Source organism: Pleomorphomonas diazotrophica (assembly GCF_002844595.1).
Classification (GTDB): Bacteria; Pseudomonadota; Alphaproteobacteria; order Rhizobiales; family Pleomorphomonadaceae; genus Pleomorphomonas; species Pleomorphomonas diazotrophica.
In genome coordinates this window covers 161,621-187,240 of the sequence record NZ_PJNW01000005.1, presented here as the reverse complement: position 1 = coordinate 187,240, position 25,620 = coordinate 161,621, and the positions used below count along the sequence as shown (strand labels likewise).

General features: G+C 65.9%; 21 protein-coding genes. 6 read left to right on the top strand and 15 right to left on the bottom strand.

Translation table 11 applies throughout. The annotated features are described in order from the left end of the window. Positions 1–69 precede the first annotated feature (69 nt). Together CXZ10_RS09025 and mepA are read left to right on the top strand one after the other, a co-directional pair. On the top strand, positions 70–1,944 hold the full coding sequence (locus CXZ10_RS09025) for a hypothetical protein (RefSeq protein WP_101288814.1): 1,875 nt from the start codon (positions 70–72) through the stop codon (positions 1,942–1,944). A gap of 128 nt (positions 1,945–2,072) precedes the next feature. After that, on the top strand, positions 2,073–2,927 hold the full coding sequence (mepA, locus tag CXZ10_RS09020) for a penicillin-insensitive murein endopeptidase (protein ID WP_101288813.1): 855 nt from the start codon (positions 2,073–2,075) through the stop codon (positions 2,925–2,927). Positions 2,928–2,982: 55 nt separating this feature from the next. On the opposite strand, the gene pheT is transcribed toward mepA, so the two are convergent. From pheT to infC, 5 genes are all read right to left on the bottom strand, one after another. After that, positions 2,983–5,397: a phenylalanine--tRNA ligase subunit beta gene (gene pheT, locus CXZ10_RS09015; RefSeq protein ID WP_101288812.1), complete on the bottom strand. Its 2,415-nt coding sequence runs from the start codon at positions 5,395–5,397 to the stop codon at positions 2,983–2,985. 80 nt (positions 5,398–5,477) lie between these two features. Next, complete coding sequence (gene pheS / locus CXZ10_RS09010) at positions 5,478–6,560, bottom strand: phenylalanine--tRNA ligase subunit alpha (RefSeq protein ID WP_101288811.1); 1,083 nt, start codon at positions 6,558–6,560, stop codon at positions 5,478–5,480. A 152-nt stretch (positions 6,561–6,712) separates the two neighbouring features. Beyond that, positions 6,713–7,075, bottom strand: a complete 363-nt coding sequence (rplT, locus tag CXZ10_RS09005; RefSeq protein WP_101288810.1) for a 50S ribosomal protein L20 — start codon at positions 7,073–7,075, stop codon at positions 6,713–6,715. Between the two features lie 43 nt (positions 7,076–7,118). Then, a complete protein-coding gene (gene rpmI, locus CXZ10_RS09000; protein WP_026789928.1) occupies positions 7,119–7,319 on the bottom strand; it encodes a 50S ribosomal protein L35 in 201 nt (66 codons plus the stop codon). Between the two features lie 304 nt (positions 7,320–7,623). Further along, a complete protein-coding gene (gene infC / locus CXZ10_RS08995; RefSeq protein WP_101288996.1) occupies positions 7,624–8,160 on the bottom strand; it encodes a translation initiation factor IF-3 in 537 nt (178 codons plus the stop codon). Between the two features lie 322 nt (positions 8,161–8,482). Between infC and CXZ10_RS08990 the strand changes: the two genes are divergently transcribed. From CXZ10_RS08990 to CXZ10_RS08980, 3 genes are all read left to right on the top strand, one after another. Next, positions 8,483–9,238, top strand: coding sequence for an alpha/beta hydrolase (locus tag CXZ10_RS08990; RefSeq protein WP_101288809.1), 756 nt, complete (start codon positions 8,483–8,485; stop codon positions 9,236–9,238). 139 nt (positions 9,239–9,377) lie between these two features. After that, the gene (gene dapB, locus CXZ10_RS08985) at positions 9,378–10,190 is read left to right on the top strand and encodes a 4-hydroxy-tetrahydrodipicolinate reductase (protein WP_101288808.1); all 813 of its coding nucleotides are present in this window, start codon (positions 9,378–9,380) and stop codon (positions 10,188–10,190) included. A gap of 108 nt (positions 10,191–10,298) precedes the next feature. Then, complete coding sequence (locus CXZ10_RS08980) at positions 10,299–10,919, top strand: 2,3-bisphosphoglycerate-dependent phosphoglycerate mutase (RefSeq protein ID WP_101288807.1); 621 nt, start codon at positions 10,299–10,301, stop codon at positions 10,917–10,919. 81 nt (positions 10,920–11,000) lie between these two features. Here the strand turns inward: CXZ10_RS08980 and CXZ10_RS08975 are convergent, their stop codons facing one another. After that, complete coding sequence (locus CXZ10_RS08975) at positions 11,001–11,897, bottom strand: methylated-DNA--[protein]-cysteine S-methyltransferase (RefSeq protein ID WP_425298934.1); 897 nt, start codon at positions 11,895–11,897, stop codon at positions 11,001–11,003. A gap of 249 nt (positions 11,898–12,146) precedes the next feature. On the opposite strand from CXZ10_RS08975, the gene nth reads away from it, so the two are divergent. Then, positions 12,147–12,857, top strand: a complete 711-nt coding sequence (nth, locus tag CXZ10_RS08970; RefSeq protein ID WP_101288806.1) for an endonuclease III — start codon at positions 12,147–12,149, stop codon at positions 12,855–12,857. Positions 12,858–12,916: 59 nt separating this feature from the next. Here nth and CXZ10_RS08965 read toward each other — a convergent pair whose 3' ends face one another. The 9 genes from CXZ10_RS08965 to CXZ10_RS08925 all read right to left on the bottom strand — a co-directional run bounded on the left by CXZ10_RS08965 (position 12,917) and on the right by CXZ10_RS08925 (position 25,461). Next, positions 12,917–13,510 carry a malonic semialdehyde reductase gene (locus CXZ10_RS08965; RefSeq protein WP_101288805.1) on the bottom strand — a complete coding sequence of 198 codons (594 nt, stop codon included), beginning with the start codon at positions 13,508–13,510 and terminating at the stop codon, positions 12,917–12,919. A gap of 249 nt (positions 13,511–13,759) precedes the next feature. Next, positions 13,760–14,314 (bottom strand): NifU family protein, encoded by a 555-nt coding sequence (locus CXZ10_RS08960; protein WP_101288804.1) that lies wholly within the window; start codon positions 14,312–14,314, stop codon positions 13,760–13,762. 119 nt (positions 14,315–14,433) lie between these two features. Next, positions 14,434–14,931, bottom strand: coding sequence for a universal stress protein (locus CXZ10_RS08955; protein ID WP_101288803.1), 498 nt, complete (start codon positions 14,929–14,931; stop codon positions 14,434–14,436). 71 nt (positions 14,932–15,002) lie between these two features. Continuing rightward, on the bottom strand, positions 15,003–16,055 hold the full coding sequence (gene trpS, locus CXZ10_RS08950) for a tryptophan--tRNA ligase (RefSeq protein ID WP_101288802.1): 1,053 nt from the start codon (positions 16,053–16,055) through the stop codon (positions 15,003–15,005). Positions 16,056–16,209: 154 nt separating this feature from the next. Further along, complete coding sequence (locus CXZ10_RS08945) at positions 16,210–17,301, bottom strand: acyltransferase family protein (RefSeq protein WP_101288801.1); 1,092 nt, start codon at positions 17,299–17,301, stop codon at positions 16,210–16,212. An 89-nt stretch (positions 17,302–17,390) separates the two neighbouring features. After that, positions 17,391–18,959, bottom strand: coding sequence for a murein biosynthesis integral membrane protein MurJ (murJ, locus tag CXZ10_RS08940; protein ID WP_101288800.1), 1,569 nt, complete (start codon positions 18,957–18,959; stop codon positions 17,391–17,393). A gap of 15 nt (positions 18,960–18,974) precedes the next feature. Further along, on the bottom strand, positions 18,975–21,746 hold the full coding sequence (locus CXZ10_RS08935) for a [protein-PII] uridylyltransferase (RefSeq protein ID WP_101288799.1): 2,772 nt from the start codon (positions 21,744–21,746) through the stop codon (positions 18,975–18,977). 93 nt (positions 21,747–21,839) lie between these two features. After that, complete coding sequence (mutS, locus tag CXZ10_RS08930) at positions 21,840–24,569, bottom strand: DNA mismatch repair protein MutS (RefSeq protein ID WP_101288798.1); 2,730 nt, start codon at positions 24,567–24,569, stop codon at positions 21,840–21,842. A gap of 61 nt (positions 24,570–24,630) precedes the next feature. Continuing rightward, on the bottom strand, positions 24,631–25,461 hold the full coding sequence (locus CXZ10_RS08925) for an LOG family protein (protein ID WP_101288797.1): 831 nt from the start codon (positions 25,459–25,461) through the stop codon (positions 24,631–24,633). Between the last annotated feature and the right edge of the window lie 159 nt (positions 25,462–25,620).

The window sequence follows — 25,620 nt, the reverse complement described above, 5'->3', positions numbered from 1 at the left end:
TGTTAAGGCAAGGCTAACGACGCTTCGCGTGTGCCCGGCTTTCCCACGTTCTGTCGTCGGCTTTGGTCAATGAATTCGAAACAAGGCGCCTTTGGCTCCGCTCCTGTCCTCTTCGGTCTCGGCCTGCGCGCCCGCTTCGTCTTCGCCGCCGCGTTGGGGCTTTTCGTCCTAGCGCTCGCTGGGGTGAACCGGCTCGCCGACCTCGGACCCGGTTGGGACGACCCGGATTCGATGATGCGCCTCGTCGAGGTGCGCGATTTTCTTGCCGGCCAAAGCTGGTTCGACCTGACGCAATATCGCCTCGATCCGCCCGGCGGCCTGCTGATGCACTGGTCTCGCCTCGTAGACCTGCCGATCGCCACCATCATTCTTGCCGCAACTCCCTTGGTCGGACGTGCCAGCGCCGAGCTCTTCGCGGCCCACCTCTGGCCAGCACTGCTGGCAATCCCCTTCGCTGTCGCGCTGGCTTCGGCCGCCGCCCGCTTCGGTGGCGAGATCGCCCGCCTCGCCACCCTCCTGATGATTTTCCTGTCGCCGCAGCTCAAGGGCATCTTCGTGCCGGGCGCCTTCGACCATCACAATGTTCAAGCAGTGTTGCTGGCCTGCGTTCTGATGGGATTGGTACGAGCCGACCAAGCCCGCCGCTGGCCGATCGTCGCCGGCGCAGCGGCGGCTGGCAGCCTCGCCGTGGGCATGGAGACGCTACTTGCCATTCTCCTGGCCATCCTCGGCCTCGCCATCGCCTGGACCATCGACGCCGACCGGTGGCGGCGCGGACTGACGTTGTTTGCCGGTGCGCTGATCGCCGGCACGCTGCTTGTGGCGGCGGCGACCATCCCGCCGTCGCGTTGGTTGGTGCCGGCCTGCGATGCCTTGTCTTTCGCCTATCTGACGCCAGTGGTCATGGGTGGTAGCGCCGTCATCGCGCTGGCGGCTCTGTTGCGCGGTCACGGCGATGGCGTTCCAGGCATCCTGATGCGTGGCGGTGCGCTGGTCGCCATTGCCTCGCTGCTGGTGACGCTTGCCGCCGTACTGTTTCCGGCCTGCCTGACCGGCCCCTACGGCGGCATCGATCCGGCCATTCGGCCGATCTGGCTCGATCATGTCGCGGAAGCGCAGAGCTTTCTGTCCACGCTTGAGAACCGACCGGGGCTGGTGGCGCCGGTCTATCTTGCGCCGCTCGCCGCCTTGATGCTCGGCGTCTTGACACTCCGCCGCATGTCCGTCGCCGACCGGCCGGCGTTCATCATCGTTCTGGCAATCCTGGGCGGCTCGGTGCTGATCGGCGCGATACAGCTGCGTGCCCTGGTTGGCGCCCAGGTGGTCGCATCGGCGGCGGTCGGGGTTGTGGCCGCCCTGGCCGTCAAGGCAACCGCGGGGCGCGACGACGCACGCTCGGTCGCCCGACGCTGGAGTTGGCTGGTCGCCGTTCCCGCCGTGTGGACGCTTGGCGTGGCTGCGGTTGATCGGGTGTTTGGCCGTCCCGATGTCGAGGCGGTCAACGTGGGGGCCATGACCGAATGCCGTGCATTCCTGGGCGAGGTGCTCGGCACTCGAGCGCCGGGCCTCGTCGTCGCCACCTCCAATTTCGGCGCCTTCCTGCTCAAGGCAACGCCGCATTCCGTTCTGGCCGCGCCCTATCACCGCGGCGCCCGCGGCATTCTGGCCGTCGATGCCGTCTTCACCGGTGCCGATCCGGAAGCCGCCTTCCGGGCGACGGGAGCTACCTATCTTGCGGCCTGCACGAGCGACCCCGAGCTGAACCAGATGGCCGAACGCGCGCCGGAGGGGCTCGCCGCCCGCCTGATAGGCGGCGCGCGGCCGCCCTGGCTCGACGAACTGGCTTCCGGACCGGCCGGCGTCATCTTCTCAGCAAAACCGCCCGGCCTCGACGTTACCGGCTCGCTGCCGGTGCTGCGGCTTCGCCCGTCGCTTCGCGAGTGACATCGAGGCCCTCGGCTGGTTGCCCGTCGATCAAGGGGCGTCGCCGCCGCGCGCTGGTTAATCTCCGGTTAATCCGCAATGGCGCAGCATGGGCAGGTCATCTTGCCGGAACAGCCCCGGAACAGTCCATGTCCTGTCGCCTCGCTGCCCTCTTCCTCCTTGCCACCATCCTGCCGGCCGCCGCCGAGACGCCGGCCAAGCAACTGTTCGGCGCCGTAGAGGCCCCGGCGCCACTCGCCGCGCGCTCGATAGGCTCCTACGCCCGAGGCTGTCTTGCCGGCGCGGCGCTCCTACCGGTCAACGGCCCGACATGGCAGGTCATGCGCCTGTCCCGCAACCGCAACTGGGGCAACCCGGTACTGGTCGGCTTTCTCGAACGCCTCGCGGCGAAGGCGCCGGCCGTCGGCTGGAACGGCCTTCTGGTCGGCGACATGTCGCAGCCGAGGGGCGGCCCCATGTCGTCGGGCCACGCCAGCCACCAGATCGGGCTCGATGCCGACATCTGGCTGACACCAATGCCGAAGCGTGAATTGACCTACGACGAACGCGAGCGGGTGAGCGCCGTGTCGATGCTGGCACCCAACACGCTCAGCGTCGACCCGAAGAAGTTTTCGGACCGCCAGTTCAACATCATACGCTTGGCGGCGAAACAGCCGGAGGTGGAGCGCATCTTCGTCAACCGGGCCATCAAGAAGGCGCTCTGCGAAGGCGCGACCGGCGATCGCGGATGGCTATCCAAGGTGCGCCCCTGGTGGGGGCACGACTTCCATTTCCACATCCGCCTCGCCTGTCCGCGCAACTCGCCGACCTGCAAGCCCCAGGTCGATCCGCCGTCGGGCGACGGCTGCGGCGCCGAACTCCAAAGCTGGTACGCGCCGCCACCGCCCAAACCGACGAAGCCGTCGAAGCCCAAGCCACCGCCACCGGAGATCACCCTGAAGGATCTGCCGCCGGAGTGCTCGCAGGTTCTGGTCGCAAAGTAATGAAAAAGGCCGCGGTCTCCCGCGGCCTTCGCACATCTCTTGGCTTGCTTGGCGCTCAGCCGCGTAGCGCTGCGCCGGTTGCCTTCTGCACCGCGGCGATGATGGCCTTAGACACCTTCTCGATGTCTTCGTCGGTCAGCGTGCGGTCGCTCGGCGTCAGCGTGACGGCAATGGCCACCGACTTCTGGCCCGCGGCCACGTGCTCGCCCTTGTAGATGTCGAACACGTCGACGCTGCCGATCAGTTTCTTGTCGGCGCCCTGCACCGCCTTGATGATCTTAGCCACTTCGATGCCGTCGTCGACGACGAAGGCGAAGTCGCGGCTGACCGGCATGAACGCGGAAAGCGCCAGCGCAGGCTTGCTGCGGCCGGCCTTCGCCTTGGCGACAGGGATGCGGTCGAGGATCACCTCGGCGGCAACGATCGGTCCCTCGGCATCCAGGGCTTCGACGACGGCCGGATGCAGCTCGCCGAAGTGAGCGAGCACGGTCTGCGGTCCGAGCTGGATGCTGCCCGAGCGGCCAGGATGGAACCAGCTCGGCGCCGAACGGACGATCTGGACGCGTGACGTGTCGACACCCAAGGCGTCGAGCAGCGCCAACGCATCGGCCTTGGCGTCAAAGGCGGTGACGGCGGGCGCGGAACCAGCCCAATGACGACCAGCACCGGCCAGACCGGCACTACCTTCGCGTACGGCAGTGGCAGCGATGCTCTGGTCCTGGGGGCGGTCGCCGGCGAATATCTGCCCCACTTCGAACAGGGAGAGGTCGGCAAGGCCGCGGTCGGCGTTGCGCTTCACTGCAGCGACGAGGCCGGGAATCAGGCTCGGCCGCATGTCGCTCATATCGGCGGAGATCGGGTTGGCGAGTTCGAGCTCGGGTGCCCCGCCGCCGAACAGCACGGCTACCGGCTTGGCGAGGAAGGACCAGGTCACCGCCTCGACGAGGCCGCGCGCTGCCAGCGTCCGCTTGGCACGGCGGGTGCGGATCTGCAGCGGCGTCAGCACCTTCTGCGACACCGAGGCGATACGCGGCAGCGCCGTCGCCTTCACCTGATCGAGACCGACGATACGCACCACTTCCTCGACGAGGTCGGCCTTGCCGTGAACGTCCGGCCGCCAGGACGGCACGGCGACCGAGCGGTTGTCGCCGCCACCTGTCACCTTGAAGCCGAGCTTCTCCAGCGTGCCGGCGATGGTCTCGGCCGGCAGATCGAGGCCGGAGAGGCGCTTCACCTCGGCGAGCGGGAAGTCGATCACCTTGTTCTGGAGCGGTTCCTTGCCGGCCACCACGATCTCGGAAGCCTCGCCGCCGCAGAGGTCGAGCACCATCCGCGTCGCCAGCTCGAGGCCGGCCACCACGAAGCCGGGATCGACGCCACGCTCGAAGCGGAAGCGGGCATCCGAGTTGAGGCCCAGCCGGCGGCCGGTACGGGCGGTGCGACCGGCATCGAAGAAGGCGCTTTCGATGAAGACTGAGGTGGTGGCTTCGGTGGAACCGGTGGTCTCGCCACCCATGACGCCGCCAAGGCCGAGCACTGCGGCGTCGTCGGCGATGACGCACATGCTCTCGTCCACCGCGTAGGTCTTGCCATCGAGCGCCAGAAGGCTCTCGCCAGTCTTGCCGAGGCGGGCGCGGATGGTGCCGGTCAGCTTGTCGGCGTCGTAGACGTGCAGCGGACGGCCGCGATCGAAAGTCAGGTAGTTGGTGATGTCGACCAAGGCCGAGATCGGACGAAGACCGATGGCCTTGAGCCTGTCCTGCAGCCACTTCGGCGACGGACCGTTCTTGAGGCCACGCACCACGCGGCCGGCGAACACCGGGCAGGGCGTATCGTCGCCGTCGAACGTCAGCGAGATCGGCACCGGCGACGCGAAGGCGCCAGGAACCGGCGCCAGCGGGTCGGGTTTCAGCGTGCCGAGACCGCGCGCCGCGAGATCGCGGGCGATGCCGCGCACACCAAGGCAGTCGGGGCGGTTGGGGGTGATGGAAATGTCGATCACCGGATCGGCGCCACCACGATAGTCGGCGAAGGACACGCCGATCGGGGCGTCCTCGGGCAGCTCGATGATGCCGTTATGCTCGTCCGACAGGCCGAGCTCGCGCTCCGAACACATCATGCCCCGGCTCTCGACGCCGCGAATGGTGCCGACTTCCAGAACGTCGCCGGTGGCCGGAATGACCACGCCGGGCAGGGCGAACACACCCTTGAGGCCCGCCCGCGCATTGGGCGCGCCGCACACCACCTGCACCGGTCCCTTGCCCGCATCGACCGACAGCAGCTTCAGCTTGTCGGCGTTGGGGTGCTTGTCGGCGGTGACGATCTTGGCCACGACGAAAGGCTTGAGTGGCGCCGAGGGATCGGAAACCTCTTCCACCTCGAGGCCCACCATGGTGAGCGCCTCGACGACCTCGTCGAGCGAGGCCTCGGTATCAAGATGGTCTTTCAGCCAGCTGAGTGTGAACTTCATTTTGGCAAATCCGTAATCGGAAATTCTGATTGGCTTGGCCCGGCGAGCGGACGGATAAACAGGTTGGCGGCTGCCACCGGTTACCCCGTCAGACCGCCATAAAGGCTCGGCAGGTCGAGCGGCCGGAAGCCGTAGTGCTTCAGCCAGCGGGCATCGGCATCGAAGAAGGCGCGCAGGTCGGGCATGCCATATTTCAACATGGCGATGCGGTCGATGCCCATGCCGAAGGCAAAGCCCTGGTAGACATCGGGGTCGAGGCCGGCCGAGCGGATGACGTTGGGATGCACCATGCCGCAGCCCAAGATCTCCAACCAGTCGTCGCCCTCGCCGATGCGGGTCTCCGAACCCGAGCGCTTGCAGCCGACGTCGACTTCCATCGACGGCTCGGTGAACGGGAAGAAGGACGGGCGGAAGCGGGTCTTGACCTCGTCGACCTCGAAGAAAGCCTTCAGGAACTCCTCGAGCACCCACTTGAGATGGCCGAAATGGGTCGTCTCGTCGATGACGAGGCCCTCCACCTGATGGAACATCGGCGTATGGGTGGCGTCGCTGTCGCAGCGATAGGTGCGGCCGGGCGCAATGATGCGGATCGGCGGCTTCTGCGCCTCCATGGTGCGCACCTGTACCGGCGAGGTGTGGGTTCTGAGCAGCAGGCGCGAGCCATCTTCCTTCGGCTTCAGGAAGAAGGTGTCATGCATCTCGCGCGCCGGATGGTCCGGCGGGAAGTTGAGGGCGGTGAAGTTATAGTGGTCGGTCTCGATATCCGGACCCTCGGCCACCGCAAAGCCCATGTCGGTGAAGATGGCGGTGATCTCGTCGATCACCTGGCTCACCGGGTGGATACGCCCCTCGGCGAGCGGGCCGGAGCGAACAGGTAGCGAGATATCCACGGTTTCACGGGCAAGGCGGGCATCAAGGGCGGCGGCCTTCAGCACCGCCTTGCGGTCGGCGATGGCGAGGCTCACCCGATCCTTCAGCGCGTTGATTGCCGCGCCGCGCGTCCGCCGCTCGTCGGGGCTCATGGCGCCGAGCGTTTTCAGCAGTGCCGACACCGATCCCTGCTTGCCGAGGGTGGCGACGCGCACGCCCTCGAGGGCGGTTTCATCGCCGGCGGCGTGGATGTCGTCGAGAATGGAGGCTTCGAGCTGTTCGATGTCGGTCATGACGGATGTCCTGGCGGATCTGATGGCAGGCTTCTAGCCGGTCTTACCGGCGAATGCATCCCGGAAACAAAAAAGAGCGGCGCACCGACCGGCGCGCCGCTCTCGTGATGTCGGGGGCGGCCGATCAGCGATCGGCCCCGCGCTGTCGCTGATTAGGCGGCAGCCTGGGCCTTCTCGACGATGGCCTTAAACGATGCCGGCTCGCTGATGGCAAGCTCGGACAGCACCTTGCGGTCGATGGTGATCCCGGCCTTGGCCAGCAGGTCGATGAAGCGAGCGTAGGTCAGCTCGCCACCGGTCACATCGCGAACAGCGGCATTGATGCGCTGGATCCAGAGGGCGCGGAAGTTGCGCTTCTTGGCCCGGCGGTCACGCGTCGCATACTGCATCGCGCGATCGACAGCCGCCTTGGCGGTCTTGATGGTATTCTTGCGACGGCCCCGATAGCCCTTGGCGGCCTCTAGAACCTTCTTGTGCTTGGCATGGGACGTAACGCCCCGCTTGACGCGCGCCATAATTCAGTCTCCTCGATAGTGAGTGCCGTTTGATCGCGCGGGATCAGGCGTAGGGCAGGAAGTTCTTCTTGATGATGATCTCGTCCGGCTTCGACAGCACGGTGGTGCCGCGAGCCTTACGGATGAACTTGGTGGTCCGCTTGATCATGCCATGGCGCTTGCCGGCCTGAGCAGACTTGATGTGGCCACTGGCCGTCACCTTGAAGCGCTTCTTGGCGCCCGACTTCGTCTTCATCTTGGGCATTTTGCTCGTTTCCGAGTTTTAGGAGATCCCTTTCGGGGCCTCTGGCCTGTTTGTTCCGGAAAAGGCCGCGGTCCGCCGCGGGAGACCCGCGACCCTGGACCGCGCTGTCCGGGGGTTTGAGCTTCGACGGTCGCCACGGCATGCCCATGGACACGGCGAGCCGTTTCCACGCCGGGCGACCTGAAGTGGCTGGCTTCTAGCCGAAAAGCGCAGCAGACGCAAGGCGGATTCAGGTATCGCGCCTCCGAAACAAAAAAGGCTCCGGCGCGGCAACGCCGCCCGGAGCCCTTGGAAAATGCAATGCTCAGCGTGGAGCGAGCAGCATCACCATCTGACGGCCTTCGAGGCGTGGCTCGCTCTCGACCTTGGCAACGCCGACGGTTTCTTCCTTGACCTGCTGCAGCAGCTTGAAGCCGAGGTCCTGGTGAGCCATCTCGCGACCGCGGAAACGCAGCGTCACCTTGACCTTGTCGCCTTCCTCGAAAAACCGCAGCATGCTCTTCATCTTCACGCCGTAATCGTTCGTGTCGATGTTGGGCCTGAGCTTGATCTCCTTGATTTCGACGATCTTCTGGTTCTTGCGGGCTTCCGACGCCTTCTTCTGGGCTTCGAACTTGTATTTGCCGAAATCCAGGATCTTGCAGACGGGAGGCGTCGAATTCGGAGAAATCTCGACGAGGTCGAGGCCGGCCTCGGCAGCAGCGGCCAGGGCATCGGCGATCGCGACAACGCCGAGGTTGTCACCTTCCTCACCGATCAACTGGACCTGAGGGACCCGGATTTCGCGATTGATGCGCGGACCTTCCTTGACGGGGGCGGTGGCTCGGAACGGGCGACGAATGGCTGTCAACTCCTCTGACGTTTTTGGGAACGATCACCGCAGGGATATGTCAGCGCCCGACCATGTCAAGGACCTTGATCGTCAAACCGATCGCACCTTTGAAACAGGGGCGCCATCCACGGGTGGCCGGCTGTCCTCACGGCGAACCGCGTCATTCCGTGAAGCACGGACTCGCAAGCTGGACAACGGCCTGAAAATCGTTGGAGAGTGCGAAAAAGTCAAGGTCACACGCCGCAATTAGCCAGGAAATGGGCTAAAGAAGCGGCGGATTGCCTTGGGTGCCGGCAAAGACCGGCGCGCATGAGGGGTGGGGCGGAGCAAGATGACGGATCGGCCGATCAATATCACCATGCCGGATGATGGGCGGATTGTTCGCGGTCTTGTCCAGGATGGAGCCGGCCCGACTGTTGTCTGGCTCGGCGGTTTCCGGTCCGACATGACCGGCGCCAAGGCCGAGGCGGTGTCAGCCTGGGGTCGCAAGACCGGCCGAAAGGTGGTGCGCTTCGACTACTCCGGCCACGGTGGATCGGACGGCGCCTTCGAGGACGGCCGCATCGGCCGCTGGTTCGCCGAGGCCAAGGCGATTATCGCCGCCGAGGCCGGCCCGGAGTACGTGGTGGTCGGCTCTTCGATGGGCGGCTGGATGGCGCTGTTGCTGGCCCGCGAGTGTCCCGCCGGCCTCAAGGGCGCCGTCCTTGTCGCCCCGGCCCCCGATTTCACCGAGAAGCTGTTCTATCCGGCGCTGCCGCCCGAGGCGCGCGCCCGTGTGGAGGCCGGCGAAACCATCGAGGTCCCCGGCGAGTATGGCAGCCCCGCTTATCGCCTCACCGCCGATTTCTTCCGGGACGGCGCCAAACACAATCTTCTCGATGCGCCGCTCCGCCTCGGCGTGCCCGTCATCATCATCCAGGGCATGGCCGACACCTCGGTACCCTACCTCCATGCCCAACGCATCGTCGATCGTCTCGTCGATGACGACGTGGTGCTGACCTTGGTCAAGGATGGGGATCACAGGCTGTCTCGCCCCGCCGACATCGCCCTGATCCTCGACGCCATCGGCCGCGTGACCGAGGATTGAAGCTGAAATCCGCGCCAATACGCGTTTTTTCCAGCATGATCCCGAAGGTTTTTTGCGACTAAAGGATTACCGAGCGGCCCTCGCGTGATAGAAGGCCGCCATGGCAACGGTGTTCTCCCCTGAACCGGCGAGGTCGAACATGTCGGACATGAAGCTCGTTGTGGTCGGCGCCGGCGGACGCATGGGGCGTACGCTGGTGCGCATCGTCTCCGAAACGGCGGGCGTGACCGTACACGCCGCCATCGAGCGCGAGGGCAGTCCTCTTGTCGGCGAGGATGCCGGCGCGCTGGCCGGCATCGGCGATATCGGCGTGCCCCTGACGACCGACACCCTCGCCGCGGTGGTCGGCGCCGAGGGTATTCTCGATTTCACGACGCCGGCGGCCACCCTGGAGTTCGCCGAGCTGGCCGCCCAGGCGCGCATCGCCCACATCATCGGCACCACCGGCTGTTCGGCCGAGGACGAGGCCAAGATCGATGCCGCCGCCCGGCATGCGACGGTCGTCAAGTCCGGCAACATGAGTGTCGGCGTCAATCTTCTCGCTCTCCTGGTCGAACGAGCCGCCCGGGTTCTTGGGCCGGAGTTCGACGCCGAGATCTTGGAAATGCATCATCGCCACAAGGTGGACGCGCCCTCCGGTACCGCGCTGCTGCTCGGCGAGGCCGTGGCGCGCGGTCGTGACATCAAGCTCGACGATTATGCCGTCCGCTCACGCGATGGCTACACCGGCCCGCGTCCGCAGGGCGCCATCGGCTTTGCCACGTTGCGCGGCGGTTCGGTGGTCGGCGAGCACACCGTCTATCTCGCCGGCGCCGGCGAGCGGCTTGAGCTGAGGCACGTTGCCGAGGATCGAGCACAGTTTGCCAAGGGGGCGGTGCGTGCCGCGCTCTGGGCGCGCGGCCGCAAACCCGGCCGCTACGACATGGCCGACGTGCTCGGCCTCAAGGATTGACCATATTCCGGCCGCGCGCCCGACAAGGGGCGGCGGCCGGCTGCTGAACGTTCCGGGGCCGAGGGTTGGTTCCGGCCCGCAATGAAACGATCAACTGGAGAAAAGCCCATGAGCCGCATTCTGGTCCTCGTCCGCCACGGCCAGTCCGAGTGGAACCTGCTCAACCTGTTCACTGGCTGGAAGGATCCCGACCTCACCGCCCAGGGCGTCAAGGAAGCGACTGCCGCCGGCGCCCGCCTCAAGGCCCTCGGCTACAAGTATGACATCGCCTACACCTCGGTGCTCACTCGCGCCCAGCACACGCTGCGCCTCATCCTCGACCAGGTCGGCCAGCCGGGCCTCGAGACCATCAAGGACCAGGCCCTCAACGAGCGCGACTACGGCGAGCTGACCGGCCTCAACAAGGACGACGCCCGCGCCAAGTGGGGCGAGGAGCAGGTGCACATTTGGCGCCGCTCCTTCGACGTTCCGCCTCCGGGCGGCGAGAGCCTGAAGAACACCGCCGAGCGCACGCTGCCCTATTTCAACGCGCAGATTCTGCCGCGCGTCCTGAAGGGCGAGAATGTGCTGGTCGCCGCCCATGGCAACTCGCTGCGCTCGATCATCATGGACCTCGAGAAGCTCACTGGCGAGGAGATCGTCGCTCGCGAGCTCAACACCGGCGAGCCGATCGTCTACGAGCTGAACGAAGACGGCTCGATCAAGTCGAAGAAGGTTCTGGCCGCCTGATTACGGCCTCTTTGAAAACAAAGCGCCGCGGCGGTTTCCCGTCGCGGCGTTTTTTGTTTCTGGACGGAAGGAGCCGGGTGGTCAGCCCCGTTCCACCTCGGCGCTGCCGAGGCGGCGCGCCAGGCCGGTTTCCCAACCGAGAATGGCCTTCTTTCGCGTGAGACCCCAGTGGTAGCCGCAGAGGTCGCCTTCGCGGCCGAGCACGCGGTGGCAGGGCACGACGAAGGATAGAGGGTTTCGGCCGACCGCCGACCCGACCGCTCGCGCCGCATTGGGGTTGCCGATGTGCCGGGCGATGTCGGAGTAGGTCGTCGCCTTGCCGAGCGGAATGCGCAGCAGCGTTTCCCAGACGCGGACTTCAAAATCGGAGCCGATGAACACCAGCCGGATCGGTCGATCCTGCGACCATACCGTCGGGTCGAACACCTGCCGCGCGTAGGGCGCGGTTACCACCTCGTCCTGAACATAAGTGGCGGCCGGCCAGCGCGCCGACATGTCACGGAAGGCTTTCTGCTCTTCGCCGGGGTCGGCGAAGGCGATGCCGGCGAGCCCGCGATCGGTGGCCATCACTAGAGCCGTGCCGAAGGGCGAGTTGTGGAAGCCGTAGGCGATGGTGACGCCCGCCCCGCGGGCCTTGTAGGCGCCGGGGCTCATCGCCTCATGCGTCACGAAGAGGTCGTGCAATCGGCCCGGCCCCGACAGTCCGACCTCATAGGCCGTGTCGAGGATGGACGACGACTGGTCGAGCATCCGCCGCGCCTCATCGAGCGTCAGCGCCTGCACGAAGGCCTTGGGAGTCAATCCGGCCCAGCGGGTGAAAAGGCGATGCAGATGGCCGGCATCGGTGCCGACGGCGGCGGCGATCGTCTCCAGCTCCGGCTGGTCGCGCCAGCGTTCGGAGATGAAACGAATGGTATCGCGCACGAGGATATAGTCGCTGTGATCGCGATCGAGCGATACCTCGCCCGCCATGCGCATCCCCTCGTGCAGCCAGCTCGCCGACATCGGCGGGCAGGTGAGGTTGTCGGTCAGCGTAATGGCGTCCATCGCGTCCTCCATCAAGGGTGCGATGCGAAGTTAGGGAGCGTCGGGCGATCCAACCACCCGATTTTCGCACGCGGGACGAAAAAGCGCAAAAAAACGATGCCGGCGTCCGGAAAAGAGCGCTGCTGACTCTGTCGGGCGGCAAATCCGGCTATAGAAACGGCTTCACGCCTTGTCCGGAGTATGCCCGTGCCGAGAAAGCCCGCCGCCCTGTCCGAAGACATCGAGACGCCCATCCCGCCGACGCGGCCGATGACTGCCGAAGAAGTTGAAGCGCTGTTCGCCACCTTCAAGGCGGCCAATCCCGAACCGCAAGGGGAACTCCACGCCGTCAACCCCTATACGCTGCTGGTGGCCGTGACGCTGTCCGCCCAGACCACCGACGCCGGCGTTAACAAGGCGACGCGTCCCCTGTTCGAGACGATCGATACGCCTCACAAGATGGTGGACTTCGGCGAAGACCGCCTGCGCGAGGCGATCAAGACCATCGGTCTTTATCGCAACAAGGCGAAGAACGTCATTGCCCTTTCGGAGATCCTGGTGCGCGAGCACGGCGGCGAGGTGCCGCGTGACCGGGCTGCCTTGGAAGCGCTGCCGGGCGTCGGCCGCAAGACGGCCAATGTCGTGCTCAACATCGCCTTCGGCGAGCCGACCATCGCCGTCGACACCCACGTCTTCCGCGTATCCAACCGGCTTGGCCTGGCGCCGGGGCGGACCCCGATCGAGGTGGAGCTCGGCCTCGAAAGGCGCGTGCCGAAAGCCTACCTTCAGCATGCCCACCACTGGCTGATCCTGCACGGCCGCTACGTCTGCAAGGCCCGGCGGCCGGAATGCGAACGCTGCATCGTCGCCGACCTCTGCCGGAGCCCGGAAAAGCGCCTGCCAGCGATGTAAGCAAAAGAAAAGCCCCGTCGTTGCCGGCGGGGCTTCGGGCTGCCTGTCTTGGAGAGCCGTCAGGCGATGCGGGCATACTCGTCAAATGCCAGGCGCGGCAGGCGCGGGAATAGCGACGACTTGTCGCCATAGCCGAGGTTGAGCACCAGGAAGGTCCGGACGCGGCTGTCGGGGAAGAAGGCGGCATCGAGGGCGGCTGCGTCGAAGCCGGCCATCGGGCCGACGTCGAGACCCAGCGCCCGGGCCGCCATGGTGAGGTAGCCGACCTGCAGCGAGGCTGACCGCAGCGCCGAGAACTGCAGCCGCTCGTCGGGCGAGCCGGCATACCATGAGCGCGCATCTGCGTGCGGGAAGGTCTTCGGCAGGTTTTCGTAGAAATCGAGATCATAGCCGGCCACGATCGACACCGGCGCGGTCTTGGTCTTGGCCTGGTTGCCCGGCGCCATGGCGGCAAGCAGCTTTTCCCTGGCCTCCGGCGACTTCACGAAGACAAAGCGGCCGGGCAGGGTGTTGGCCTCCGTGGGGCCGAAGCTGACGAGCTCGGCCAGCGTCTTCAGCGTTTGATCGGAGACCGGCTTGTCGAGAAAGCCGTTGTAGGAACGGCCGTCGCGAAACAGGCGGTCGAGTGTGTCGTCGGCGAGAAGAGCGGACATTGGAGAAGCCTTTCGTTGGGAAAGAAGGATTTCGTCCCTCGACCTAGGCCGCTCCCAGGGGCTCGAATAGACCACGAATGGCTGACAAATTGTTCAATAAGAGTGACCGATGGCGGAATTTCGCACCTTATTACGCGTCAGTAACGACCTTTTCACGGCATCTTGACTGTTTAGCGAGCGGTCGTCGGCCCAAACGACAACGCCGCCGGCGGAGCCGGCGGCGCGCAAGACAGGATATAGCGGATGCGTTCAGGCGACGGCGCGAACCTCGCGCACGTCCGGCAGGAAGTGGCGCAGAAGGTTCTGGATGCCATTCCTGAGCGTCGCCGTCGACGATGGGCAGCCGGCGCAGGCGCCGCGCATGTTCAGGTAGACGACGCCGTCCTTGTAGGCGCGGAAGGTGATGTCGCCGCCGTCGGCGGCAACCGCCGGCCGCACGCGCGTGTCGAGCAGTTCCTTGATCGACGACACCGTCTCTGCGTCGGCGGGATCGAAATCCTCGGCGCCGGCCGTCGTCTCGGTGGTGGTCAGGATCGGCGCGCCGGACATGAAGTGTTCCATGATGACGCCGAGCACCGCCGGCTTGAGGTGCACCCAATCCTCGTCGCGGCTGGTCACCGTGACGAAATCGGCGCCGAAGAACACGCCGGAAACGCCGTCGATCTCGAACAGGGCGCTGGCGAGCGGCGAGACGGTCGCTTGTTCGGCGGTCAGGAACTCGCGCGGGCTGCCTTCGAGGACGACCCGTCCGGGCAGGAACTTCAGCGTCGCCGGATTGGGCGTGGACTCGGTCTGGATGAACATGTCGTTGGGCTCCTCAGGCTCGCCTGATTGGAACGGATCTAAACTTGATCTTTAGAAGATAGTTCAGACTTTGCAAATGAACAATCGGTGAACCTGCGGACATAAATCGTTCTGCCCGGTCAGGCGACGGCGGCGATATCGTCATCGCTCATGTCGCCGGGGACGATGGTCACCGGAATGGGGAAGGGCGGGGTCGACCGGGCGGCCACCGAGGTGACCAGTGGTCCCGGCCCCTCGCTGCCAATGCCGGCCGCCAGCACCAGAATGGCGATGTCGCGATCCTCTTCGATGAGCCGATGGATGGCGTCGGCGGCCTGCCCCTCTCGGATGACCAGCTCGGCCTCGATGTCGGCGGCGAAGGCGTGTACGCGCTCGGCGGTGGTGGCGAGCCGCTGCCGCGCCTCGTCCATCGCCTCGGCCCGCATCATCTCCTCGACGCCCCGCCAGTGCTGGAAGTCGCCGGGCGGGATGACGTAGAGCAGCACCAGGCCGCCCGCCGTATGTCGGGCGCGCGTCGCCGCATAGACCAGCGCCCGGTCGCACTCGGGCGTGTCGTCGATAACGCACAGGAACTTGCGGCGGTGACCCTCTTCGCGGGCGAGACGGCGTGAGACCATGGCGGGAGACTAGCAGAAGGCCGGCGGCGGACAAGCCGCGCCGGCCTTCAAGTTTCATCGAACGGTGGATCTCAGCGTCGCTTGCGGCTCTGGATGAAGCCGATGATGTCGCGCACGTCGTCCATCACCTTGCCGGCGATGGCGCCGGCCCGCTCGGAGCCGTCGGCGAGGACGGCGTCGATATGGTCGGGCTCGGCCATCAGCGCCTTCATCCGATCGTTGATCGGCGACAGGACGGACACCGCGAGGTCGGCCAGAGCCGGCTTGAAGGCCGAAAACTGCGAACCGCCATGGTCCCTCAGCACCGCTTCCTTCGTCGTGCCGGCCAGCGCGGCGTAGATGGTCACGAGATTGTCGGCGTCCGGGCGCTCCTTGAGGCCTTCGACCTCAGACGGCAGCGGCTCCGGGTCGGTCCGGGCCTTGCGGATCTTCTGGGCGATGGCGTCGCGGTCGTCGGTGAGGTTGATGCGCGAGTAATCCGACGGGTCGGACTTCGACATCTTCTTGGTGCCGTCGCGAAGCGACATGACGCGCGGCGCCGGGCCCTGCGTCAGAGGCTCCGGCAGCGGGAAGTAACCTTCCTCGGCACTGTGACCCTGGGCGACGATCGAGGCCGAGAAGTCGTTGTTGAACTTCGTGGCGATGTCGCGGGCAAGCTCGAGATGCTGCTTCTGATCTTCGCCGACGGGCACATGCGTCGCCCGGTAGACGAGAATGTCGGCCGCCATCAGGCTCGGATAGGCGAAGAGGCCCACCGACACGTTCTCGCGGTCCTTGCCGGCCTTCTCCTTGAACTGCGTCATGCGGTTGAGCCAGCCCATGCGGGCGACGCAGTTGAATACCCATGCAAGCTCGGCATGCTCGGGCACCTGGCTCTGATTGAAAACGATATGCGTCTTCGGATCGATGCCGGCGGCGAGGAAGGCGGCCGTTACTTCGCGGATCTGGCGGCGAAGCTCGAAGGGATCCTGCCAGACGGTGATGGCGTGCTCGTCGACGACGCAATAGATGCAGTCGTGCGTCGCCTGCATTTCCACGAAGCGCTTGATGGCGCCGAGATAGTTGCCGAGATGGAGATTGCCGGTCGGTTGAACGCCGGAGAAGACAAGAGGCTTGAAAGGCATCGGTTTGGACCCGAGGATGGAGTGATATGCGCACCGGTGGTGAAACCGGGCGGGCGGACTTATGGACCCGCCAAGCGACGACCGCAAGTGAAACAGAGTGGCGCGCGAGACGTGGCGCGATGTGTCCGATCGAGCTGCTCGTCGGCCGGTGGCCCTACGCCGGGACGCTCCCGGCGGGTTGAGGACGACGGCCCGGTCGACGCAGCCATTGCATCATTGGCTTCTCGATCATCAGGTGTACGGCCACCGATACGCCTATGGTGATGAGGACCATGGCAACGAACACGATCCGGTTGGGCAGCCCGGCCAACGGCCCCACCCCGAACAAGCGGATGAGGACCGACCCGAGCGGAGCGTGGATCAGGTAGATGCAATAGGAACTGCCGCCCAGGATTGCCATCGGCCGGCCGAATGGCAACGGCTTCCTCATCTCGATTTGCGAGACTGACAAGATGAGTGCGGCGGCGCAGCTCATGTAGATCAACGGGCTGGTTATGCCCCCGAGTGGCAGAAACTCTTCCGGCAAGTCCCGGCCGAGGTACCACTCGGCGGTCATTGCGGCGATGAAGCCAAGGCCGCCGAGGCCGGCGATGAGGCCGGGTTTCGGCAACGAGATGCGGGTCACCATCCATGCGCAGACAACACCCAGGCCAAACCCCAGATTGTAGATGTAGAAGAACGGCTTGATCGATGGCGCAAGATCATAAGGATGCATCATGCCGACGATCAGACTGAGAGCCTGCCATCCCACAAGTGCCACGATGCCGACGCGGACGTTGAGGATCATCAGCGCGAACAGCGCATAGAACACCATTTCGTGGCGCAGGCTCCATGCCTGAGGAACCACAGTGTCTCCGGAGAGCGGCAGCAGCAAAGCATCGAGAATGCCATTCCAGAACGTGAACTCCCGCGCCCCGCGCAACGACGGCACCAAGAAGAACACCACGAGCATCGCGGCGAAGATGGCGAGATAGAGCGGATAGATTCGGATGATCCGCTTGGCGGCGAAGCTCGTCACGGCGGAGGGGCGGCCGATGTCTGGGCGGTGGACCCAGTAGATGATGAAGCCGCTCAAGACGAAAAAGTAGTCGACCCCGGCGTGCCCGGCTCGAAAGGCGAAGTCGAACACCTGGTCTTGGCGCAGGTTCTCGAACGCGATGGTGAAATGAAAACAGCAAACGAGGAGCGCTGCCAGGAAGCGTCCGAACTCCAGCCCCAGAAGTCTGGGCCTTGCCTCGATCTGCATTCCTGCCTCCCGATCACAAAAACGCAAATGTGGGTCGAGGTCTTAGCAGCAATTGCTGAAGGAGTTGTTGTGCCCGGTCGGTGGCGCGTTCAGCCAACCTTGCCGCGAGTGACGATCGCCTTGAGGTAACGGCGGATGTCGACGGCGCCGGTCAGAACGGTCGCCAGCCCATAGACCGCCATGCCGAAGAGGCAGAGACCGAGAAGCCATAGACCCTGGATCAGCTCGCGATCGCTTCGGAGATGGGCGTCGACAAGGCTTTCGCCGAGCAGCAGCGCCGCCCCCATCAGGAGGCTCGCGACGGCGAGGAGCACCAGACGCCGGACGAGTAGCACATCGGCCCGGAAATGACCGCGCCGGTGAAGCTCGATGACCAGCATCAGCGCATTGACCCAGGCGGCGAGAGAGGTCGCCGCGGCGATCCCGACATGGCCGATGAACGGGAACAGCGCCAGCGAGGCGGCGACATTGATCGCGACGGAAATGCCGCCCTGCACGGTCGGCGTACGGGTGTCTTCGCGGGCGTAGAAGGAGGGCTGGAACACCTTGATGGCGACGAACGCCGGCAGCCCGGCTGCGAAGGCGATCAGCGCGTCGGCCGTCGCCACGGTGTCGGCGGCGGTGAAGGCCCCACGCTCGAACAACACGTGCATGATCGAATAGGGGATGGCGCAGAGGGCAACGGTCGCCGGCAGCGTCAGCGCCATGGCGAACTCCAGCGCCCGGTTCTGGGTGTGAAAGATGCTCTCCGCGCTTTCCGTCCGGACGCGGCGGGTGAGATCCGGCAGCAGCACCACGCCGATGGCGACGCCGATCACCCCGAGTGGAAGCTGATAGATGCGGTCGGCGAAGTAGAGCCACGACACGGCGCTCGCCTGCATGGAGGCGATGATGGTGCCGACCACGATGTTGATCTGGGTGATGCCGCCGGAGATCACCCCGGGAATGCCAAGCTTGACGAAGCGGCGAACGTTGTCGTTGTAGCGCGGCCGCGTCAGCGACACGGGGAAGCCGATCCACCACAGCGAACCGCCGACGGCGATGAGTTGGGCGACGCCGGAGATGCAGACGGCCCAGGAGAGCGTGTAGGCCGCCTCCGGCGTGCCGGCCCAGTTCTCCCACCAGATGAGAACGAGGGCGGCGACCAGAACGACATTGAGCAGCGACGGCGCAAAGGCGGCGACCGCGAAGCGCCCGAAGGATTGCAGCATGCCGGCCGCCATGGCGGTCAGCGACATGCAGGCGAGATAGGGGAACATCACCCGCGTCATGAACTCGGCGGCCGCGAACTTCTGCGGCTCGTCGATGAAGCCGGGTGCCAGTACGCCGACCAGCCAGGGCGCACCGATCTCGGCCAGTGCCGTGACGATGACGAGCGTCAGCAGGAAGACGGCGAGGATATCCTCGGCGAGAGCACGTGCCGACGTCTTGCCCCCCTCGGCCAACGCCCGGGCGAACAGCGGCACGAAGGCCGAGGAGAAGGCCCCTTCGGCGAACAGGCGGCGGAACAGATTGGGCAGGCGGAAGGCCACGAAGAAGGCGTCGGCGATCGGGCCCGACCCCAGCATGTTGGCCATGAACACGTCGCGCACGAAGCCGAGTAGGCGCGAGGACAGCGTGGCGCCCCCCACCGTCACGAAGTTTTTGACGAGACTCATGGCCGGTTGCCTTCCTCAGGCCGCCTTCTTGGGCGGATGCGGCTCCTCGCCGGTGACGGCGGCGAGGATGCGTCGGCGGATCGCCGCCTGCTTGGCGCCGGACTGGATCTTCAGCTTGGTGAGGTCGGTGATATAGAACACGTCGACCACCCGCTCGCCGAAGGTGGCAATGTGCGCCGAGGCGATGTTGAGGTTGAGGTCGCTCAGCGCCGTCGTCACGTCATAGAGAAGGCCTGGCCGGTCGAGACAGGACACCTCGAGCACCGAAAGCGTCTCCGACAGTGCGTTGTCGAACTTGATGTCGGTCGGCACGCGGAAAGCCTTGGTCGCCTTGCGTTGACCGACGCGGCGGGCGACGATCTCCGGCAGCCTTTCGCGCCCTTCGAGCGTCGCCTCGATCATTTTCAGCACGCGGTCGGCGCGGCGGAACTCATCGGCATCCTCGGGGAACTCGCGGTTGATCAGGATGGTGTCGAGGGCGAGGCCGTCGGTGGTGGTGTAGATCTGGGCGTCGGCGATGTTGACGCCGGCCGCCGCGCAGGCGCCGGTGATGGTGGAGAGAAGGCGCGGATGGTCGGGGGCCACCACCACCAGTTCGGTGATCGCCTCGAACTTCTTGGTGGAATAGGCGGTGGCGAGCCGCCGGCCAGTCCCTTCCATGGACTTCAGAAGGCGGGCGTGCATCACCTTCTCGGGCAGGTCGACGCGCAGCCAGTAGGGCGCGAAATGGCGGCGGCCATAGTCGGAGAGCTCCGCTTCGCTCCAGTCGGTGAGCTCGGCGGCGAGTTCGGCCTTGGCGGCGGCGACGCGCTGGTCGCGCGACAGCTTGGAGTGGCCGCCCAAGAGATAGGGCTCGGTCTCGTAATAGAGCGTCCTGAGGAGTTGCCCCTTCCAGCCGTTCCAGACACCGGGGCCGACGGCCTTGATGTCGGCGACGGTCAGCATCAGCAGCATGCGCAGCCGTTCCACCGTCTGTACCACGGCGGCGAAGTCCCGAATGGTCTGGCGGTCGGAGAGGTCGCGGGACTGGGCGATGATCGACATCACCAGGTGGTTCTCGACGAGCCAGGCCAGTTGGTCGGTTTCAGCCGGCGTAAAACCGAAGCGCGGCCCGAGCCGACGGGCGATCTTGGCGCCGGCGATCGAATGGTCCTCGACGCGCCCCTTGGCAATGTCGTGCAGGAACAGCGCGAGATAGAGCACGTTGCGGTTGGCGATCGCCGGGAACAGTTCCGTGGCCAGCGGATGGTCGCCCTGCTCCTCGCCACGCTCGATCTGGGCCAGCAGGCCGATGGCCCGGAGCGTGTGCTCGTCGACGGTGTAGTGATGATACATGTTGAACTGCATCATCGCCACGACGCGGCCGAACTCGTTGATGAAGCGTCCGAGCACGCCGGTTTCGTTCATCGCCCTCAGCACCGCCTCGGCATGCCGCTTCGAGGTCAGCACGTCGAGGAAGATGCGGTTGGCTTCCTCATTGTCGCGCAGGTCGGCGTCGATCAGGCGCAGAGAGCGGGTGATTAGCTTCAGCGCGTCGGGGTGAAAGTCGAGATCGTTGCGGGCAGCGACGGCGAAGATGCGCAAGAGGTTGACCGGGTCGCGCTCGAACACCCCGTCGTCGGTCACCGACAGGCGGTCGTTGTCGATGATGAACTGCGGTGTGCCAGGCAGCGACTTCTTGCGCCGCCGGAAGGTGTGATGCAGCACCCGGTCGAGCATCGGCTTGGGCTTGGCGTGCGTCTCCTCAAGCGCGGCGCAGAAGATGCGCGTGAGGTCGCCGACGTCCTTGGCCACCAGGAAGTAGTGCTTCATGAAGCGCTCGACCGGCTCGAGGCCGGGGTGAAGCTGGTAGCCCAGAAGCTCGGCGATCTCCCGCTGGTTCTCGAAGCCGAGCCGGTCGTCGGCGCGGTTGGTGACGAAGTGCAGATTGCAGCGCACCGCCCACAGGAACTCCTCGCATTTGTGGAAGCGCGTCAGTTCCTTGCGCGAAAACACACCCTGCTTGACCAGTTCCTCGGCCGTCGAGGCGCGGTAGAAATATTTGGCAATCCAGAACAGCGTGTGAAGGTCGCGAAGCCCCCCCTTGCCGTCCTTGACGTTGGGTTCGACGAGGTAGCGCGAGGTGCCGGCCCGCCGGTGCCGCTCGTCGCGCTCGGCGAGCTTGGCCTGGATGAACTCGGGGCCGGTGCCCTTGACCACTTCATTGTCGAAGCGGGTGACCATCTCGGCATAAAGCGCCTTGTCGCCGAGGATCCAGCGCGCTTCCAAGAGCGCCGTTCGGATGGTCATGTCGGCACGGCCGAGCTTGATGCAATCCTCGACGCGCCGCGTCGAATGGCCGACCTTGAAGCCGATGTCCCAGAGAAAATAGAGGATGTGCTCGAGAACCTTGTCGGCGAGCGGCTGCGACTTGGGCGGCAGCAGAAACAGAAGATCGACGTCCGACGACGGTGCCAGCGTGGCGCGGCCATAGCCGCCGACGGCGACGATGGCGATCTTCTCATCGCGGCCACCGGGAAAGACGCGGGTTACCGTGTGCTCGTAGATGACGTGGATCAGCGCATCCACCAGGGCCGACAGCCGGCGGGCGCAGGCGACGCCGTCCCGGTCGCGGATCAGGATGTCGCGGGCCGACGCCCGTCCCTCCAGGTTCGCCCGTTTCAGCGCGGCGAGCAGTTCCGGCCTGGGATCGGCGCCGGCCGCCGTCGCCCGGTCGGCGATGGCGGCCATCTCGGCAGCGAGCGCCGCCTCGTCGATCAAGGTGGTCGTTTCCGGCAGCTTGGTCATCGGCGGCAATCACCTTCGGGCGAGAGAGGCGCGGCAGGTCCGTACGAGTCCGCAGCCGGCAACAAAACCGAATAGTCGGCGGAACCCGAACAATCAACCATTCGCGCGTCCGATTCCCGCCCGGAGAGCCTTCAACCGGTAGACTGCCTCAAGCGCCTCGCGCGGGCTGAGCTCATCGGGCGCCAATGCGTCGATCGCCGCCAGCAGTTCCGCTTCCGCCGGGTCGGGCGCCGTCTCCACCAGCGCCACCGCCGCCGGCTGGCGGGCGAGCGAGAACAGCGGCAGGTCGTCGAGCATCGACGCCGCATTGTTGCCGCCGGATTTCTCGAGTTCCGAGAGGACGGCGCGCGCCCGCTCGATCACCGGGCGCGGCAGGCCGGCGAGCTTGGCCACCTGAATGCCGTAGGAGCGATCGGCCGAGCCCGGCACGATCTCGTGCAGGAATACCACGTCGCCGCGCCATTCCTTGACCTTGACGGTGGCGTTGACCACGCGCGGCAGCCGCTCGCTGAGGGCCGTCAGCTCGTGATAATGCGTCGCGAACAGCGTCCGGCAGCGGTTCGCCTCATGCAGGTGCTCGATGGTCGCCCAGGCGATGGAGAGGCCGTCATAGGTGGCGGTGCCACGGCCGATCTCGTCGAGAATGACGAAGGAACGCGGTCCCGCCTGGTTGAGGATGGCCGCCGTCTCGATCATTTCCACCATGAAGGTGGAGCGCCCGCGCGCGAGATCGTCGGCGGCGCCGACGCGCGAGAACAACCTGTCGACGACGCCGATATGGGCCGACCTGGCCGGAACGAAGGAGCCGATCTGGGCGAGCACGGCAATCAGCGCGTTCTGCCGCAGGAAGGTCGACTTACCCGCCATGTTGGGCCCGGTGACCAGCCAGAGCTTGCCGGCCGCTTCGCCCCCGACGTCGCAGCCGTTGGCGACGAAGGATCCCCCTTCCTCGCGCAGCATCTGTTCGACCACCGGATGGCGGCCGCCATCGACGCGGAAGGTCAGGCTGTCGTCGACGCGTGGCCGGACATAGCCTTCGGCAGCGGCAAGTTCCGCAAGGGCGGTGGCGACGTCGAGTGCGGCCAGCATGTCGGCCGCCCGCTTGATGGCGCCGCCGGCCTCCATCGCCGTCCGCGCCAGCTCGGCAAAGACGGAAAGCTCGATGGCCAGCGCCCGCTCGGCCGCCGAGGCGATGCGCCCTTCAAGCTCCGAGAGTTCGGTGGTCGAGAAGCGCATGGCACCAGCCAGCGTCTGCCGATGGATGAACAGCCGGTTGAGCGGCTCGCTGGTCATCGCCTGGGCATAGTTCGGCGCCACCTCGATAAAATAGCCAAGCACGCCGTTGTGTTTCACCTTCAGCGACTTGATGCCGGTGGTCTCGGCATAAGTTTGCTGCAGCGCGGCGATCACCTGTCGGCTCTGGTCGCGCAGGGCACGCGACTCGTCGAGGTCGGAGCGGAAACCCAGCCGCACGAAGCCGCCGTCGCGCTTCAGAAGCGGCAGCTCGTCGTCGAGGGCTGCGATGAGCCGATCGGCAAGCTCGGCGGGCGCCGCTTCGAGGCCTTGGGCGATACGGTCGATCTCGAATCCTGCGCCGCCGGCATCCCTGAGATCTGCGGCCAATTGCGCGGCGGCTTTGAGACCGCCGGCGATGGCGGCGAGATCGCGCGGGCCGCCACGGTCGAGGCTGACGCGGGTGAGCGCACGGGCCATATCCGGCGCGCCGGCGAGATCCCGGCGCAGTCGCGCCCTGAGGGTCGTTTCGGCCAGGAAGAAATCGACGGCGTCGAGCCGGTCGCGGATGGCGTCGGGGTCGGCAAGCGGCGCCGCAAGCCGGTCGGCGAGAAGACGGGCCCCGGCGCCGGACACCGTGCGGTCGATGGCATGCAGCAGGGAACCGCGCCGCTCCCCGGATAGGGTACGGGAGAGTTCGAGGTTGGCCCGGCTCGCCGCGTCGATGGCCAGCGCGCCACCCAGACTTTCTCGAGCCGGTGGATCGAGCGGCGGTCGGTTGCCGACCTGCGTCTTGTCGACATAGGCGACGATGGCGGCGGCAGCCGTCAGCTCCAGGCGCGTGAAGCTGCCGAAGGCGTCGAGCGAGGCAACGGAGAAGAAATCGGCGAGCCGATGCTCGGCGGTGGCGGCGTCGAAGAAGGCGCGCGGCAACGGCACCACGGCCGGGCTCGCCGCCTTGAAGGTGCGACGGAGTTCGTCGTCGTCGAACAGGCCGTCGGCAGCCAGCAGCTCGCGCGGCTCGATGCGGGCGAGCAGCGCCGGCAGGGCGGCAGCGCCGGTTTCGGCGAGGCGGAAGGCGCCGGTCGACATGTCGGCCCAGGCGACGGCGAAACAGTCGGCGGCACTCTCGGCGCCCTTCTGGCGGGCAACGGCGGCCAGATAGTTCGAGCGGCGAGCGTCGAGAAGATTGTCCTCGGTGAGCGTGCCGGGCGTGACGAGGCGGACGACGTCGCGCCTGACGACCGATTTCGAACCGCGCTTCTTGGCCTCCGCCGGATCCTCCATCTGCTCGCAGACAGCGACGCGATGGCCGAGGGCGATGAGGCGTTGCAGGTAGTCGTCGGCGGCATGCACCGGCACGCCGCAGAGCGGGATGTCCTCGCCGCGATACTTGCCGCGCTTGGTGAGCGTGATGCCGAGAGCCCGTGAGGCCACCTCGGCATCCTCGAAGAACATCTCGTAGAAATCGCCCATCCGATAGAACAGCAGGCAGTCGGGATTGGCCGCCTTGATCTCGATGAACTGCGCCATGGCGGGTGTCGCCACGTCGGCGGTTCGGTCGTCGGGGAGAGCTTGCACATCGGTCATGGGGGCGGAAGCTAACAAAGCCCGCACCGCTTTTCACCCGGCAAATGCCCGGATGTTCCGGTTATCCAGCCCCTGATTCCGGCACGGGCGACGGACGCGTCAGCACGCCCTCGCCATAGCGGGCCTTGTCGCGGTTGCGGTGCGAACCGAGGTTCTCCGAGGCGAGATACCTCCAGATGTCCTCGGCCGTTTCGGCAAAGTGAACGAGACCAATGTCCTCTCGGTTGATCATGCCGTAGTCGGCCAGCGCGTCGAAGTTGATGACCTTGTGCCAGTATTCGCCGTCGACCAGCACCACGGGAATGCGGGTGCCCTTGTGGGTCTGGGTCAGCGTCAGGAGTTCGAACAGCTCGTCGAAGGTGCCGAACCCGCCGGGGAACACCACCAGCGCGTTGGCGCGCATGGCGAGATGCATCTTGCGCATGGCGAAATAGTGGAAGCGGAAGGTGAGCTGCGGTGTCGTATAGGCGTTGGGCTCCTGCTCGTGCGGCAGGGTGATGTTGAAGCCGATGGTCGGTGCGCCGGCGTCGCGGGCGCCGCGGTTGGCCGCCTCCATGATGCCGGGACCGCCGCCGGTGGCGATGACGTTGTCGAAGAAGCCGTCGGTGCGGTTGACGGCGCCGCCGCGCTCGGAGGCGATGCGGCCGAACTCGCGCGCCGTGCCATACCAGCGGTTATGCAGCGGATTGCCGTTCTCGTGAACGCGGGCCGAGCCGAAGACCACCAGCGTCGAGCGGATGCCCCAGGCCTTCAGCGTCTGCTCGGCCTTGGAGTACTCGAGCATGAAGCGAACGCCGCGCATCGAATCCGACAACAGGAAATCGCTGTCGGCAGCGGGCAGTATGAAGGCCTTCGAGGTCTTCTGGGCGGTATTGTCGGCGATGTCGGTCATACGGGTTGGTCCAGGAATCCGGCCAGAAGCGGCGATGACGAGGATAGGGATCGGCCTCTTAAGGAACGCTGAAACACGGCCGCACTGTGGCAGGAAGGTGCCGCTCAGCGCCCGCCAAGCCGCTTGGGACGACCGGGCGCGGATATAATCATTTCCGAA

What these genes read in the sequence shown, in the direction of transcription:
- CXZ10_RS09025 (WP_101288814.1), top strand. Translation starts at nt 70, where the DNA reads ATGAATTCGAAACAAGGCGCCTTTGGCTCCGCTCCTGTCCTCTTCGGT.
- pheS (WP_101288811.1), bottom strand. Translation starts at nt 6,560, where the DNA reads ATGACCGACATCGAACAGCTCGAAGCCTCCATTCTCGACGACATCCAC.
- CXZ10_RS08980 (WP_101288807.1), top strand. Translation starts at nt 10,299, where the DNA reads ATGAGCCGCATTCTGGTCCTCGTCCGCCACGGCCAGTCCGAGTGGAAC.
- murJ (WP_101288800.1), bottom strand. Translation starts at nt 18,959, where the DNA reads ATGAGTCTCGTCAAAAACTTCGTGACGGTGGGGGGCGCCACGCTGTCC.
- CXZ10_RS08955 (WP_101288803.1), bottom strand. Translation starts at nt 14,931, where the DNA reads ATGGTCTCACGCCGTCTCGCCCGCGAAGAGGGTCACCGCCGCAAGTTC.
- rpmI (WP_026789928.1), bottom strand. Translation starts at nt 7,319, where the DNA reads ATGCCCAAGATGAAGACGAAGTCGGGCGCCAAGAAGCGCTTCAAGGTG.
- CXZ10_RS08945 (WP_101288801.1), bottom strand. Translation starts at nt 17,301, where the DNA reads ATGCAGATCGAGGCAAGGCCCAGACTTCTGGGGCTGGAGTTCGGACGC.
- mepA (WP_101288813.1), top strand. Translation starts at nt 2,073, where the DNA reads ATGTCCTGTCGCCTCGCTGCCCTCTTCCTCCTTGCCACCATCCTGCCG.
- CXZ10_RS08965 (WP_101288805.1), bottom strand. Translation starts at nt 13,510, where the DNA reads ATGTCCGCTCTTCTCGCCGACGACACACTCGACCGCCTGTTTCGCGAC.
- rplT (WP_101288810.1), bottom strand. Translation starts at nt 7,075, where the DNA reads ATGGCGCGCGTCAAGCGGGGCGTTACGTCCCATGCCAAGCACAAGAAG.
- CXZ10_RS08990 (WP_101288809.1), top strand. Translation starts at nt 8,483, where the DNA reads ATGACGGATCGGCCGATCAATATCACCATGCCGGATGATGGGCGGATT.
- trpS (WP_101288802.1), bottom strand. Translation starts at nt 16,055, where the DNA reads ATGCCTTTCAAGCCTCTTGTCTTCTCCGGCGTTCAACCGACCGGCAAT.
- CXZ10_RS08975 (WP_425298934.1), bottom strand. Translation starts at nt 11,897, where the DNA reads ATGCGCATGGCGGGCGAGGTATCGCTCGATCGCGATCACAGCGACTAT.
- CXZ10_RS08935 (WP_101288799.1), bottom strand. Translation starts at nt 21,746, where the DNA reads ATGACCAAGCTGCCGGAAACGACCACCTTGATCGACGAGGCGGCGCTC.
- pheT (WP_101288812.1), bottom strand. Translation starts at nt 5,397, where the DNA reads ATGAAGTTCACACTCAGCTGGCTGAAAGACCATCTTGATACCGAGGCC.
- dapB (WP_101288808.1), top strand. Translation starts at nt 9,378, where the DNA reads ATGTCGGACATGAAGCTCGTTGTGGTCGGCGCCGGCGGACGCATGGGG.
- nth (WP_101288806.1), top strand. Translation starts at nt 12,147, where the DNA reads ATGCCCGTGCCGAGAAAGCCCGCCGCCCTGTCCGAAGACATCGAGACG.
- mutS (WP_101288798.1), bottom strand. Translation starts at nt 24,569, where the DNA reads ATGACCGATGTGCAAGCTCTCCCCGACGACCGAACCGCCGACGTGGCG.
- CXZ10_RS08960 (WP_101288804.1), bottom strand. Translation starts at nt 14,314, where the DNA reads ATGTTCATCCAGACCGAGTCCACGCCCAATCCGGCGACGCTGAAGTTC.
- CXZ10_RS08925 (WP_101288797.1), bottom strand. Translation starts at nt 25,461, where the DNA reads ATGACCGACATCGCCGACAATACCGCCCAGAAGACCTCGAAGGCCTTC.